A 13173-nucleotide genomic window follows, 5' to 3' on the forward strand; every position below is an offset into this window, starting at 1 on the left:
ATTACCGACCCGTTGCTGCTTCACCACGGCGCTATTGCGCGGGAAAGGCGCCGCTACTTCACCACGGCCAGGTTCACGCTGGCCAGCAGGCTGGGAATGCTGCGCACGGCCGAGCGGTTCCACTCCTTGGCGCGGTCGGGCAGCTCCTCCCACGGCACCATGTAGGGGCTGCGCCGGCGCTCCACGTCCTTGGCGGTGCCGTAGCGCCAGCCGGCGCGCTGCCGCTCGCGCAGCCAGCGACGGTGCTCCAGAATGGCCAGACATTCCACCTCGCTCGCGGTAAAGGCGGCCACGCAGCGCTCAGGGTAGCAGCTGCCGGCGGGCAGCACTTCGTAGCCGAGCGTTTCCAGCTTGCTGTGGATGCTGCTGATGTAGGCGATGGAGGAGTCGCGCAAATCGGGCGGCAGGCTCGCGAAGGAGGCGTACTCCTGGTCGGTCTGCGACGCGATGCGGTCGGTCGTGTAGCGCAGAAACGACGTTTGGGCCAGCTCGGTGATGACGTCGGTCTTGCCGGCGTAGCCCTGGCTGGCCAGCAAGTCGGGCGAATCGACCAGCAGCGGCCGCGCGCTCGCCGGGCTGTACAGGGCGCAGACCCAGATGTTCCAGATGAGCTGCTCTTTGCTGATGAGCCACGCGGGCAGGTTGCTGCCGTACCCGTCGGTTTCGAAGCTGGGCTGGCGCTCGCGCTCTTCGCGGATGACGGCGATCAGCTCCGGAACGGAGAGCTCGCTCCAGGCACAGGGCTCGCTGGAAAGGTCGCGGTGGTAGGCGTCCAGCGCCTCGTAGCAGGAATCGAGGAAGTACTGGCAGACCGCCTCTCCGAAGCCGAGCTCGACGAAGCGGGCGTGCAGCGCGTCGATGATGGCGCTCATGACGGCGCAGTCGTCCCACCACGGGCCGCTGACCAGCTCGATGCGGTTCTGCAGGCACCAGGCGGGCAGGATGTCGAACAGGGCGGTGAGGGAGCTTTCAGTTCCTAGGCCCTCGTAGCCGACGGCCTCGGCCTCCATGGTGTCTAGCAGAGCGCGCAGTGCCTCAAGGGAGGCTTCGGACTCGCTTCCGCTTGCGGCGATCTGGCTGATGGCGCGCTTGAAATCGGGAAGAGGGCCTTTTCCCGCGCGATCCCGATCGTGGGATCCCCGCCGTCGGTTCAGGGCGAAAGGCGGGCAGAAGCGCTCGAAGGTGGCCACGGCCTCGTTGGGCGACAGCGTGTTCAGCTTGAGGGTGTGCGCCGTCCAAACCGAGAGGGCCTGCAGGCACTGCCGGGCGTTCTCTGGCCGCTCGCAGGCTTCGAAAACGCGCGATTCGTAGGCGGCACGCCAGTAATTAGCGTTGAAGAGCAGCCGGTCGACGGCCGCCTGGGTTCCGCGGCGAAGGGCGGCGCTGTCCGTTGACTCGAGAGGCGTCTTGGCCGTCGCCTTTGCGTTCGCTTCGTCCTCGTTGAACGTGAAGGCAAGATAGGCGGACAGGGCCACTTTCAGAAGCTCGATGGGCTTGATGTCCTCACGCTTTTGGTGCTCCCGCTCAAGCGCGAGCTTGACGGCGTCAACGGGAAGGGACGCGCGCTGTCTGACTTTCGTCATTGGTTGGCCAATCCCTCCCTTCTTTCCGCGTGCGCTATGGCGCATTCCGCATGATAACGTGCCTATCATACCTGCCGTAAGCACCGACATTGGGCAATGAAGGGGCATGCGCTACGATTGGCCGACGGCCTGGCGCGCATAGGCCAGAAGCTCGTCGAGGGTGAACTCCTCGGCAACGGTGCTGTCGCAGAAAGGCCGGAACAGATAACAGTAGATGCGGTTCAGCCGGTCGGCGGTGTGCAGGTAGGCTACAAGATTGCCGTAATTGTCCGCACCCAGCCATGCGCCATTGAGGGTAAACGGAACTGCGGTCGTGCTGGAATCGGTGCTGGTTGTGACGTCGAACAACGGACTGATCACGTTGAGCGTGGCATCGCTAAGGGCCAGCGAGATGGCGTAGCGGTCTTCTTCGACGAAGCAGGGTTGGGCTGCGACGATGGAGGCGGCGAATTCCTGCTCGTAGACGACCTCGCCTGTTGTAAGGCTGAAGGCGTAGAGCTTCTTCCCGGCCGCGGCAAGGACCAGATCTTCTCCGCAGTGGAGAATGTCGACTATTTTCGGGACGCTAGCGAAGGGCTGCGGGGTATCGTTCCTAGTGCTGACGGTGACAGCGAAGGTGTCCTCGTAGGTCCAAAGGGTCTCGAAGCCGTCGCCCGTGTTTCTGGCGACGGTGATGGAGAAGGGGTAGTTGTTGATGCCGTCGCTGCTGTTCTCGATATTTGCCGCTGCAAAGGCGACGAGGTCGTCTTTGCAGTGCACCGATTGGATCGTGGCATCGGAAACGGTGTCTTGGCGTGCGGTTTCATCGGCGAGATTGAAGGTGACGAGCGCCGTATCGAGCGCATAATAGGCCCTTGCAGGCGCTTTCTGAATGCAGAAGGTGTCGAGGTTCGCCATACGCGGGAACTGGTCGACGGGCATCTCGGCGCCTGCGAGGAGATTCTTCGCTTGCGCGTCAACGAGAAAAGCCGCTATGGAACGAGTGCCATACGTGAGCAGCCCGAAGTCGGAGGAGCCCGTCTCGTTCTCGAGCGGTATTGCCGTAAGCGGGTAGATGTCATCCAGATCCAAGAGGACTTCATTAGTGAGGGGATCAATGACCACAACGCCGCCTGGCCCCGTTACATTGCCCATAACGAGGCACGAAGGGGATATGGCCTTGATAAACCAGTCTCTCGCAGGAACTGTGTCATCCCTCAGCTCAAAGACGTGGGGTGTTGCCGTGCCCGTAAGCGTTCCGTTGTCGGCGTTGTAGAGGGACACGGTTCCTGTGGCGTCGAGGACGGCGGCCCAGGTACCTTCCTGGCTGTAGGTGACATCTACGATTTCCCCGTCCGTTTCGAACAGATAGAACGGCGTCCAGGGCTGCTCCGGATCGGGATTGAGCGCTAGAATCTTTTCGAGGGCGGCTTGGGCTTCGGGAACGAGCGGCCGGCTAGTGTCGCTCTCGGAAGAGGGGAGGGCTTGAAGCGCAGTCTCGATGGCCTGCGCGGTCTCCCCCTGGGCGTACTGGTCGAGCGCCTGGGCGGCGAGGCTCTTCGATTCCGCGATGAGCGCCGCCTCGCTGGTTTGGTGAAATTGGAAGGCGAAGACGCCGACGGCGGCGATGGTGAGGGCCGCTGCCACGGACGCGAGGGCAATGCGCTTGCGCTTGCGGGCTCGCTCGCGTTGGCGGAGATCGTCGTAGCTGCAGCCGGCGACGGCGGCGATGATGCGCAGCAGTTCGGCCTTGCGCTTGGCCTTAGCCTCCGGACGCAGATCGGCGGCGAGGGGCTCGGCCGGCATTTCCCGCAAAACGCCGCTGGCGTCGGGTATCAGGCGCGTCTTCAGAATGGGCGGAATGCTTTCCTCGGGACTGCCTGCGGCCAGCACGCAAATGATGCGCTCGCGCCCGTGGAGCTGCTCGAACATCTCGATTTCTCGTCGCACCCAGGGGCTTTCCTGCGTTTCCGGCGAGCAAATGACAATTAGTGCGCGCGAAGCCGCCAATGCCTCCCGAATGCTGTCGGGCAGCGAGTGCGAAGCCGCAAGCTCGTCCTCGTCGCGAAAGCATTTGCCGAGTTTAGGGGGACGAAAGGCTTGGTGCGCCTGCGCAACATGCCGTGGTAGCCGGTATTCCTCAATCGCCCGCTGCACCTCACAAGCCACCTCCGCGTCCCGAGGCAAATGCCGATAGCTAATAAAGGCTGCATAACCGGGGGATGAAGTATGTGTTGCCGCGTTTCGCATGAGGGGAATTATAAGAGATGATCCTTGCATGACAAGAAATAGCTCCATTGGGCAATGAGGCGTCAGTGCGTCAGCTATTCTCCACTTATTGATTCTTGGCTAGAAGGAGCTATTTTGTATACCGCAAGTGAAGAGGCGAACCAAGAGTTATTGTTTAGGATTGCCGAAGCATGGAATGTGTGCTCTATAATTTCCTCCATAATGGAAAGAGGCGGCCTACGAAATTTCGCACAAAACTTTGAGGATGTTGGTTGTCTATACTCAAATTCCGGGGAGCAGCTTTTTGCGTTAATGCCATTGCTTGGACAGACGATTTTGCTGCCACCAGAAGCAAGCAAGAGCATGGAGATATCTTCATTCGTCTCCTATAGAAAAGCCTTCCGCGAAAGAGTGGATATACCTTTCGGCGCGGATGGGCAAGCAATCTTGGCGTATGCGCAACAGTATGCAGGGGTGATTAAGCAATTGGCTTATAGGTCTGCGAAAGAAGCGATTGTGTCGCATGAAGATTTGGCTTTAGATTTGTTTAAGCGCGAGAAGGGTGTTCTATGGGGCATTCTATTCGCCGAAAGTTTGTTAGAAAGTGCAATATTTACAGCATTTAATAAACAGGGATTGATCTTTGTTCCTAATAAAATAGAACTGGCGTCAACGACTCCTTTGTCTCGTACGGATTTCGATGGCGCGACGACTCAATACATGCCTTATTCTGATTTGCTTAAGACGTGGTTTTCGAACGAAGACGGAAGCCTTCATTCGGGCGATCCCCTGACCCATCCAGTATTTGGAGAGGGCGTCTTGGTAAATGCGGGGAGCCATGAGGCGCAGGCCTTTTTTGCCGACCTTGCAACAAAGGAGTGCGCCTCTTTGAATTAAGAAGGATTTGCGATCAAAAGATTTGACGCTTTGATATTAGGAGATAGCATGGGAAGATGGGACTTTAAGACGACGCCCGGCTGGCATTGGGAAAGCATAAAGCCTGGTGGTCAAGCGCGTTTTCGGGTTAAGGATAGCTGGATTGAGGAGACGCCGGCCGCAAAGTACCCCGGGCTAGCTCTTTTGGCTGGCGGAGAAATGTCGACCGGAAGATCTTTCAGCGACCCCTCCTCTGATCACTATTTGTATATTGCAGAAAGTCGCATGTCCCGCGATCGGGCTCATTCAAAGATAATCGATAAGCTGAGTACTGCTATCGGCTACGACAACGCAGTTCATCTCTTCAGCATTGCGCCTTCTGGTTACAGCGCAATCGGGCGTGAGATTCGATCGGGCGGAATTGACTCAACCATTTTCAACTTTATCCTTTCCAAAGATTGGCATTTCTCTCGCATGATGCCCGACGGGGGACAATCGCTAGCTCAAAAGCTCGATAAAGCTTTGTATTTCGACTCGGAGTCCTGGAATTTCCATACGCTTGCCATCAACGATGAAGTGGTGACTTATTCCTTCTATTTGGGCCCTGGCACTACGCAAGAGATGAACGTCTTCTCGCAATTCTGGGGAACAGACTCCAATACAGGCTGCAACTATTTCTTTAATAGCATTGAAGTTTGAGGCGGTGGCTCTAAAGCTTTTCTGCATAATTAAGAGTGACATCGCATTCTGATCACCTTGCTGTGTTGAGGAAGCGCTCTATGCCAACGCAAAATGAAAGCACCGGAAGAGGTGATTCCTCGCCGTTCGGGGGCTTTATAGCTAAAGATAATGCCATTGCTTATGGTGTCAATGGATCTATTCTGCATTGGCATGGAGGAGGCGTTCGCGTAAGGCCCCATCCTCTGTCACTTGAAATCACGGACTGTGATTTCCAGATCCGCTTTCTTTCTTGACGAGCAGGTTCGACAGCTCCCCGTTATGCGCATTCCAGCCGATGCGTTGCCTGCGTAGAGAATCGGCACGTTCTCGGGTGGGTTGAAGCTTTGGGGCGTGCTATTCTGCCATCATGGGATGCGGTCCTTTTTAACCCGTCTCGGCCAGTGTAAGAGGTGTTATCCGAAAGGCGAGAACTTCATGCGGCTATACCATGCTTCAACTCAAACGGCCAGTGAGCCGAGGATTGTGAATCGTTCTCCCTACTTGGATTTCGGAACAGGGTTTTACACCACGACAAACCTTGCTCAAGCGGAGGATTTCGCTCGCAAGGCCTTTGTGCGCCGCGGCATGGAGGGGGCTCCGACGCTGAATAGCTACGAATGCGATATGGAGCGAGCCGGGCGCGAGCTACGCGTTCTCGAATTTTCCGAACCTAATGAAGAGTGGCTGGAGTTCGTCGTGCACAACCGAAAGCAAGGTCGCGATAAAGCACTCGAAGTGGACATTATCATTGGGCCCGTGGCGAACGATGACGTATTCACAACGGTAACGCTTTACGAGCAAGGGCAGATCACGGCTCGTGCTGCTCTGGAAATGCTAAAGATCAAAGAGCTTTTCACGCAAATACTTTTCTGCAACGATAAGGCGTTAGAGAGGCTGACCTTTGAGTCGGCGCGGACGGTGGAGAGGTGAGGACGAATGGCTAAGTCTCCGGAGCAGTTATCTGTGCTGCTCGGCACGGCGACGCTTCCCGGCTTGTTTGAGCGACTGGGCTTCACCGAGCCTTGCCAAATCGAGGAGTTCTATGCATCGAACTTTTATGAGCTGCTGCGCAATCCCGATAGCGGGCTGTGGCATCTCAGCTCGGCGGCTCTGGCGGATTTGTACCGGCAGGAAGTGGAGCGCGGCTTTTTCGACGACCCGGAGGAGCAGTCATGAGCAAGGAAATGCGGTTTCTCGTGTTCGCCATCGAGTACTATCGGCAGGCGAAGGGGCTGACGGGTCCGGAGGTGGCGGCTCTCTTTCGCGAAAAAGGACTCTCGCAATATGTGCTGGACAATTACTTTCTCTACCACATAGAGTCGCCCGACCTAATGGTTGCCGACATTGATCGCTATGTTGAAACGGGGGAGCGGCCGGCTCTTTAGGGGGTCGTTGAGGCGCAGTTAAAGCGGCCCGCTGCACTTTTTAGCATCTTCAAATTGCTAATTTATGCACTTTTGCGATTCTTCATACTGCATTTTGTAGGGATTCAGAAATCCTGAGCGTCAGCGCCGTTACAGCGCGCCTGCGCGGTAGGCCGTGATGGCGGCAAGGGTGATGTCGGCGAAGTGTTGGATGGCACCGACTTGAACCCAGCGGCCGTCCTCGCGGTAGCGCAGGGAGAGGTTGGCGTCGCGGCCGCGGCGCAAGTGTCCGATGGAGAGCGTCACGTTGCCGGGGATCTCCCGCGTGTCGATGTGGGTCTCGATGCTCGGACCGCCCAACGCCCAGGCAGCGAGGCCGGCGTCGGCAAGGCTTCCGGTCTCCTGGTAGACGGCAAGCGCCGCCCACAAGCCGAAGCCATCGTCTTCCTCGGTCTGGTAGACGTGCTTCTCAGTGCGTCCCGGCAGGCCGGCGCACACGATATGGGACTGCTTCGTGAAGTGGTAGCGCTGGCCGTTGGCGATAATGCCCCAGGTGAAAACCTCCCACCGGCCTGTGCCGTCCTTCGCTTCGAAACTTGCGAGTGCGTGGTCTGTCATGATGACCTCTCTAATCATTTTTGCGCGGACATGCCAGCCGCTGTGGCTGAGTTTTCAGGCGTTCCGAACGTTTCTATCGGGGGCATCGGCGGTACACGCGACTCCGACCATTGCCTTGCGGAGCGAGCTTACCCTGCTCAACGAGCTCGCTTATGATACGCAGGGCCGTTCTCCGGGAAATTCCTGTATTAGCCAGGTCGGCAGTTCGCACGCCCTCAGCGCTTTCCGCCAATTTCAGGGCAAGGGCGACAGCCTCGTCGGGCTCGTCCGCTCGAGTGGTGTGCTGCCCGAGCGGGCTGTGCACCGTTTCGGCAGCAGGAACCGTCGGTACGAATGCTCTGAAAATCAGACCCTCTTCCAACTCGGGGTCGCGGCCCGTGTAGAGACGAGAATTCTTGAATAGCTCGCGCGTGCCGCTGCCCAGCTCTTCGGCCAGACCGATGTGCACGAAGAACGAAGCGATGAGAGGGTTCTTCGGGAGGGGGCTGAAGGTGTCAGGCTCCAAGGGTCCTTCGAAAGAAGCTCGGCTGGCGTTCTCGGTTCGAATGCCCTCATTGTCAATGATGACTTTCGCCGGGAAGGGACTGGTGAACTCGCGATGAATGAGACAGTTGACGACCAGCTCGCGCACGATGGTATCGCGGGGGCTGAGGGCGAAGTCTCCTTCCATAAGAAAGCGGTCTGGAAGATGTTTCCTGCAGAACCCGGCGATCTGGGCATAGGCGTCTATGAGGTTGGTGGTAGCCACGAGCCGATCGTCGTGGCGGTCCGTGTCGTGCTGGCGCACAAGTGCATCGGTTTTGTAAGCAGGGCACAGCGATCGAATAACCTCGTCCTTGCCGAGAAGAACGACGGCCGCCAAGTTATAGCCCTGCTTTCCCGTTGAGTAGTCTTTGCCGAAGAGCCCGGCCGATTCGACGAGCTGCGCGTTCGTCATGGCTCCCCACGGATGGTCTTTTCTCTTCGCGAGAGCGAGTCGCCGGGCCTCGTCAATGAGGTCTTCTCGCAGGTCGCTCAGGGATACATGCTCGAAAATGCGCTGTTCGGTATAGATTCCCTGCTTGCGGATGCAGAGCTCGGCGAGAGGAGCGCTTCCGCGCACAACGACATCGGCATCCCCGCGTCGCTCGTATACTTTGCCCTTGTAGCTGTGCATCTGCGGGCTGTTGGGAACGTCGATCTTGATGATTTGGCGGTCACCGATCTCGATATGCTCGAATTCCATGGAGACGGGCACGTCGAAGGCGTTGGAGTTGTTGACGACATTGAGGACGTTTCTTGTGACGGGAAGCACCTGGGCTGGATCGATGCCCGTGAGAGAGCCGTCGTCCTCTACGCCGAGCAGGATAGTGCCGCCGAACGTGTTGGCGAACGCGCAGATGGTTTCGAAGAGATCCTTTTCAGGTTGGTTGCCGCAACGCTTGAATTCGATGCGGTCGTTCTCGCCCTCTTCGATAATGTCTCGCAGTTGATGCGCGTTCACGGTGACCACCCCTTCGGAATCGTGCCATGGCGCGATTATGGCGCGATTATGGCGCGATTGGCGCGATTATGGCGCGATTGGCGCGATTATGGCGCGATTGGCGCGATTATGGCGCGATTTCTGGAACATGCTGGAGCGGATGCGACCGCAGCTGACCTACCCGCGGTCGAAGAACGGGCTTTTGGAGCTGATGCTTACCGGGATAGCGTACACCTGCCCCACGCCTTCGCCGAGCAGGTCCAGCTGTTGAGCGGCTAGGCCGGCGGAGAACATGATGCGGGTGTCGACGCCGAAGGCCTGGGCGCGCGACACGGCGGCGCCGAGGGCGATGCCCACGTCTACGGAGTTCACCTCGCAGGGAACGCCTGGCGTGCGCTCGCCGCAGGTGGCGAAACCGCAGTGGCCGCAGTTGAGCCCCTGGGCTTTTTCGCGCGTGCCCACGAGCGCCACGCAGAGGCTTTTGCGCACACAGTTGGCGTCGCGCAGGAAGAATGCGAACCCGCGCTCCTCGCCGACGGCCTCCATGGTGCAGGCGAGCGCTTCCAAATCGTCGCCGTCCACCACGGCGCATTCCACGACATCGACGCCCTTGCCCTTGGGAGCCGTCCGCGCTGCCACCAGCATCTTCTGGGCGATGTCCAGCGCCTGCGCCTTCCGAATGTCCCTCTCGTCGTAAACCATGCCGCCTCGCTTTCGTCGCTTTCGCGCTTGTCGTGCGTTTCTGGTTCCATCTTACTACGGCAATCGCCTCGTATGGTCGAGCGCGTGCAGGCGCTCGCATAGCGGCTGGGTCACAAACGGTGGGCACTTGTTGCGGAGATCGCGGGGTCGGGTATCATGCTTGCATGGCGTTATTCGAGGCAGGACATATCGGGGTGCAGTTTCGTCGCGACGGGCAGCCGTTCGCGCCCTTTGCGGATGTGGGTTTCTCGCTGGAGGCGGGCTGCTTGTACAACCTCACGGGCCCTTCCGGATCGGGAAAGTCCACTCTGTTGAACGCGTGCGCGCTCATGCTGCCGCGCTCGGGCGGCACGCTGGCGCTCGAGGGTATTCCCGTTGATCGGTTCAAGCCGATGGAATGGCGCCGGCGCGTGTGCCTGGTGCCTCAGGCTGCGTCGTTGGTGCCCGGCACGGTGCGGGACAACCTGCTGTTTCCCTGGACGCTGAAGGTGAATGCCGGCTCGCCGAAGCCCGATGACGACGTGCTGAACGAGATACTTTCCCTGGCGATGCTTGATGGCGTGACGCTCGATCACGCGGCGGCTCAGCTCTCGGGCGGCCAGCTTGCTCGGGTGGCGTTGCTGCGGGCCTTCGCCACACGACCGACCGTGCTGCTGCTCGATGAGGTGGAAGCGGCGCTTGATGAGGAGTCGGCCGTGGCCGTCAGTCGGCTTACGCGGGCGATGCTCGCGGGCGGGGCCGCCTGCTTGCGCATCCGCCATCGGGCCGAGGATGGCTACGCGTACGGGGTGTTCACGCTGGCCGATGGGAAGATGACCTACCATCAAAACGAGATCACGGCCGACAACGCACCCGCTACAAGCGCTGGAAAAGGATGCGACTCGCGAGCCGATGAAGTGCTTGCGAAGCTGAAAGCGGTGCCCAGCGCGCCTTCCGGTGTTTCCCCTCTTGTTGGTTCCGCATTCGACCCAGTCGCATCGCCAAGGAGCGGCTCGCCATCCTTGCAGTCTTCGTCGGCCGACCGAAAGCCGGTCGAGCCCTCTGCGAAGGGGGGCTCCCGATGACCGGCGGCGTGGTGAACATCGGGTATGTGGAACTGGTGGGCGCAAGCTTGCTCATGTTGGTGGCGGGTATTGTGTCGTGGCGCATGGGGCTCGGGCAGAGCCGCCGCATCGCCGTCTCTACCGTGCGGGCGTTTCTGCAGCTGCTCGCCATGGGTCTGCTTCTGGGCTATCTTTTCAAGTATCAGACGTGGTGGCTCGTGTGTTTGGTGCTGCTGGGCATGTGCATCGCGGCGACGCAGATCGCCACGGGCCGCACGAACAAGGTCGTGCGGGGGCTTTGGGCCGACGTTTTTCTTTCCATCACCGTGTCATCCATGGTCATCGCATTCATCGTGGTGGAAGGCATCATCCACGCAGATCCGTGGTACAACGCCATGCAGCTCGTGCCCATCTCGGGCATGATTCTCGGCAACACACTGGCCGCGGCAGCGGTGGCCACCGACCGCCTGTTTGCTAGCATGGATTCCCGTGCGAACGAGATATACATGATGGTTGCTTTGGGCGCCATTCCGCGTGAGGCGGCGTTTCCTTCCATCAAGGCGGCGGTGGGCGCCGGCATGACGCCGCTTTTGGCCCAGCTGTCGGCGGCGGGCATCGTGCAGATTCCCGGCATGATGTCCGGCCAGATTCTGGCGGGTGCCGATCCTGTTATCGCGGCGAAGTACCAGATCGTCGTGCTGCTCATGATTTCGGCGGCCACGACGCTCTCCGTTGTGATCATCTGCTTTCTCGCTTACAAGAAGCGCTTCTCCGTCGAAGGCTACTACTTGTCGCCGGCCCTGCGCGACGATGCCGGCGGGGCGGCCTAGCCTGGTGACGTGGGCTCGCTGGTGGCGTGGCCCCGCTGGCGAGACCGCCTAGCTGGCAAGCCTACGGTATGCCAACGGGTTGGCGTGAGGTGGTCGGGCGGCGGGGGCGTTCCCGTACCATGGAGGCGACGTTTGCCCCGACCGGTTAGGAGGTTCCCATGCTCGAAGGCGATAAGATCAAGGTGGCGCAGGGGGAGAATCCCTGCTATCTGCTGCTGGACCAGGCGAACCGCCATGGGCTCATTGCAGGAGCCTCGGGCACGGGCAAGACGGTCACCATGAAGGTGCTGGCCGAAGGGTTCGCCCAGGCCGGCGTGCCTGTGTTCATGGCTGACGTGAAGGGCGACGTCACTGGCATGGCCCAGCCTGGCGACGATACCGAGAAAGTACGCGAGCGCGCGGCTGCCCTGGGCGCTGACGGCTGGGAGCCTCGGGGTTGCGACGTGCGCCTGTGGGATATGCTTGGCGGCGACGGCGTGCCCGTTCGCATCACCATTTCCGACATGGGGCCCGACTTGTTGGCGCGGCTGCTGGGGCTGACCGACGTGCAGCGCGGCGTGCTGGCCATCGCCTTCCGCATGGCCGACGATAACGGCATGCTGCTCATCGATCTGAAGGATCTGCGCGCCATGCTCGGCTATCTCTCCGAGCACGCCAGCGAGGTGGAAACGCTTTACGGCCGCGTGTCGTCACAGTCGGTTGGCGCCATTCAACGTGCGCTGCTCACCCTGGAAGATGCGGGCGGCGACATCTTCTTCGGCGAACCGGCGCTGGATATCACGGATTGGCTCGTGACCGACGATGCGGGTCAGGGCACCGTGAACATCCTGAACGCCGCGAAACTCATGGCATCGCCCCAGGTGTACGCCATGTTTCTGCTGTGGATGCTCAGCGAAATCTACGAGCTTCTGCCCGAGGCCGGCGACCTTCCCAAACCTAAGCTCGTGTTCTTCTTCGACGAGGCGCATCTGTTGTTCGACGACATGCCCAAGGAGCTGACCGACAAAATCGTGCAGACCGTGAAGCTCATCCGCTCCAAGGGCGTCGGCGTCTACTTCGTCAGCCAGTCGCCCGCCGACATTCCCGACGAAGTGCTCGCGCAGCTTTCCAACCGCATCCAGCACGGGCTGCGCGCCTACACGCCCGCCGAGCAGAAGGCGGTGCGCGCGGCAGCGGCGGCCTTCCGCGAGAATCCGGCCTTCGATTCCGCCGAGGCATTGCTGGAACTGGGCACCGGCGAGGCGCTCGTGTCGCTGCTGAATGAGGATGGCCAGCCGAGCATTGTGGAACGGGCGCGCGTGCTGCCGCCGGAGTGCCGCATGGCCGCTGCCGATGCGGCGACGCTGGAGGCGATCGGCGTGGCCCAGGCGCATCTGGTGGAGAAGTACGGCGAGGCCATCGACCGCGAGAGCGCCTACGAGAAGCTTGCCGCCGAGAAGAGCGCCGCTGCCGAGGCCGACGCGCTGGCTGCCGAGCGCGCCCAGCTGGAAAAGGAGCGCGCCGAATTCGAGAAGCAGAAGGCCGCCGAGGCCGATCGGGCCGCGAAAGCCGCGGCCAAGGAAGAAGAGCGTGCTGCCAAGGCTGCCGAAAGAGAGGCTGAGCGTGCCCAGAAAGCGGCCGAGAAAGAAGCCGAGCGCGCCGCTCGAGCTGCCGAGAAACAACGCGAGCAGGCCATGAAAACGGTCAGCTCCGTCATCGGCCAGATCGGGCGCGAGACGAGCCGGCAACTTTTGCGGGGGTTGTTTGGGAACTTGCGGAAGTAGGTTC

Annotated in this window: 13 protein-coding genes; 8 read left to right on the forward strand and 5 right to left on the reverse strand. The window is 60.2% G+C overall.

All coding sequences use genetic code 11. The features are described 5' to 3' along the window. Window positions 1–53: 53 nt before the first annotated feature. Both NE591_RS03870 and NE591_RS03875 read right to left on the reverse strand, forming a co-directional pair. Complete coding sequence (locus NE591_RS03870) at window positions 54–1583, reverse strand: RyR domain-containing protein (RefSeq protein ID WP_227069416.1); 1530 nt, start codon at window positions 1581–1583, stop codon at window positions 54–56. Between the two features lie 111 nt (window positions 1584–1694). Then, entirely contained in the window at window positions 1695–3860 is a 2166-nt protein-coding gene (locus NE591_RS03875; RefSeq protein WP_114538958.1) for a toll/interleukin-1 receptor domain-containing protein, read from the reverse strand. A gap of 66 nt (window positions 3861–3926) precedes the next feature. Here NE591_RS03875 and NE591_RS03880 point away from each other — a divergent pair, with 66 nt between their 5' ends. The 5 genes from NE591_RS03880 (at window position 3927) to NE591_RS03900 (ending at window position 6772) form a co-directional block, all read left to right on the forward strand. Next, window positions 3927–4688 (forward strand): hypothetical protein, encoded by a 762-nt coding sequence (locus tag NE591_RS03880; RefSeq protein ID WP_114538959.1) that lies wholly within the window; start codon window positions 3927–3929, stop codon window positions 4686–4688. Window positions 4689–4736: 48 nt separating this feature from the next. After that, window positions 4737–5366 (forward strand): hypothetical protein, encoded by a 630-nt coding sequence (locus tag NE591_RS03885; RefSeq protein WP_114538960.1) that lies wholly within the window; start codon window positions 4737–4739, stop codon window positions 5364–5366. A gap of 456 nt (window positions 5367–5822) precedes the next feature. Beyond that, the gene (locus tag NE591_RS03890) at window positions 5823–6317 is read left to right on the forward strand and encodes a DUF3990 domain-containing protein (RefSeq protein ID WP_181869645.1); all 495 of its coding nucleotides are present in this window, start codon (window positions 5823–5825) and stop codon (window positions 6315–6317) included. 6 nt (window positions 6318–6323) lie between these two features. Then, window positions 6324–6563 carry a hypothetical protein gene (locus tag NE591_RS03895; protein WP_114538962.1) on the forward strand — a complete coding sequence of 80 codons (240 nt, stop codon included), beginning with the start codon at window positions 6324–6326 and terminating at the stop codon, window positions 6561–6563. Then, a complete protein-coding gene (locus NE591_RS03900) occupies window positions 6560–6772 on the forward strand; it encodes a DUF3791 domain-containing protein (RefSeq protein WP_022741532.1) in 213 nt (70 codons plus the stop codon). Before NE591_RS03895 ends, NE591_RS03900 begins: the two co-directional genes overlap by 4 nt. A gap of 129 nt (window positions 6773–6901) precedes the next feature. Here NE591_RS03900 and NE591_RS03905 read toward each other — a convergent pair whose 3' ends face one another. The 3 genes from NE591_RS03905 to NE591_RS03915 form a co-directional block, all read right to left on the reverse strand. Next, window positions 6902–7369 (reverse strand): hypothetical protein, encoded by a 468-nt coding sequence (locus NE591_RS03905; RefSeq protein ID WP_114538964.1) that lies wholly within the window; start codon window positions 7367–7369, stop codon window positions 6902–6904. Window positions 7370–7442: 73 nt separating this feature from the next. Beyond that, on the reverse strand, window positions 7443–8852 hold the full coding sequence (locus tag NE591_RS03910; RefSeq protein WP_227069417.1) for an RNA-binding domain-containing protein: 1410 nt from the start codon (window positions 8850–8852) through the stop codon (window positions 7443–7445). 156 nt (window positions 8853–9008) lie between these two features. Beyond that, the gene (locus NE591_RS03915) at window positions 9009–9533 is read right to left on the reverse strand and encodes a ferredoxin domain-containing protein (protein WP_114549354.1); all 525 of its coding nucleotides are present in this window, start codon (window positions 9531–9533) and stop codon (window positions 9009–9011) included. A gap of 194 nt (window positions 9534–9727) precedes the next feature. Here NE591_RS03915 and NE591_RS03920 point away from each other — a divergent pair, with 194 nt between their 5' ends. The 3 genes from NE591_RS03920 (at window position 9728) to NE591_RS03930 (ending at window position 13169) form a co-directional block, all read left to right on the forward strand. Then, window positions 9728–10597 carry an ATP-binding cassette domain-containing protein gene (locus NE591_RS03920; RefSeq protein WP_173114902.1) on the forward strand — a complete coding sequence of 290 codons (870 nt, stop codon included), beginning with the start codon at window positions 9728–9730 and terminating at the stop codon, window positions 10595–10597. Further along, a complete protein-coding gene (fetB, locus tag NE591_RS03925) occupies window positions 10594–11406 on the forward strand; it encodes an iron export ABC transporter permease subunit FetB (protein WP_114549352.1) in 813 nt (270 codons plus the stop codon). The genes NE591_RS03920 and fetB overlap by 4 nt, the downstream gene beginning before the upstream one ends. Before the next feature lie 158 nt (window positions 11407–11564). Continuing rightward, entirely contained in the window at window positions 11565–13169 is a 1605-nt protein-coding gene (locus NE591_RS03930) for a helicase HerA-like domain-containing protein (protein WP_114549351.1), read from the forward strand. Window positions 13170–13173: the final 4 nt, after the last annotated feature.

The sequence above is a fragment of the Adlercreutzia sp. DFI.6.23 genome (assembly GCF_024462535.1).
Classification (GTDB): domain Bacteria; phylum Actinomycetota; class Coriobacteriia; order Coriobacteriales; family Eggerthellaceae; genus Adlercreutzia; species Adlercreutzia rubneri.

Bases quoted from the DNA above. Each gene is read 5' to 3' on its own strand.
- NE591_RS03870 (WP_227069416.1), bottom strand. From the start codon at position 1,583: ATGACGAAAGTCAGACAGCGCGCGTCCCTTCCCGTTGACGCCGTCAAG.
- NE591_RS03875 (WP_114538958.1), bottom strand. From the start codon at position 3,860: ATGGAGCTATTTCTTGTCATGCAAGGATCATCTCTTATAATTCCCCTC.
- NE591_RS03885 (WP_114538960.1), top strand. From the start codon at position 4,737: ATGGGAAGATGGGACTTTAAGACGACGCCCGGCTGGCATTGGGAAAGC.
- NE591_RS03890 (WP_181869645.1), top strand. From the start codon at position 5,823: ATGCGGCTATACCATGCTTCAACTCAAACGGCCAGTGAGCCGAGGATT.
- NE591_RS03895 (WP_114538962.1), top strand. From the start codon at position 6,324: ATGGCTAAGTCTCCGGAGCAGTTATCTGTGCTGCTCGGCACGGCGACG.
- NE591_RS03900 (WP_022741532.1), top strand. From the start codon at position 6,560: ATGAGCAAGGAAATGCGGTTTCTCGTGTTCGCCATCGAGTACTATCGG.
- NE591_RS03905 (WP_114538964.1), bottom strand. From the start codon at position 7,369: ATGACAGACCACGCACTCGCAAGTTTCGAAGCGAAGGACGGCACAGGC.
- NE591_RS03915 (WP_114549354.1), bottom strand. From the start codon at position 9,533: ATGGTTTACGACGAGAGGGACATTCGGAAGGCGCAGGCGCTGGACATC.
- fetB (WP_114549352.1), top strand. From the start codon at position 10,594: ATGACCGGCGGCGTGGTGAACATCGGGTATGTGGAACTGGTGGGCGCA.
- NE591_RS03930 (WP_114549351.1), top strand. From the start codon at position 11,565: ATGCTCGAAGGCGATAAGATCAAGGTGGCGCAGGGGGAGAATCCCTGC.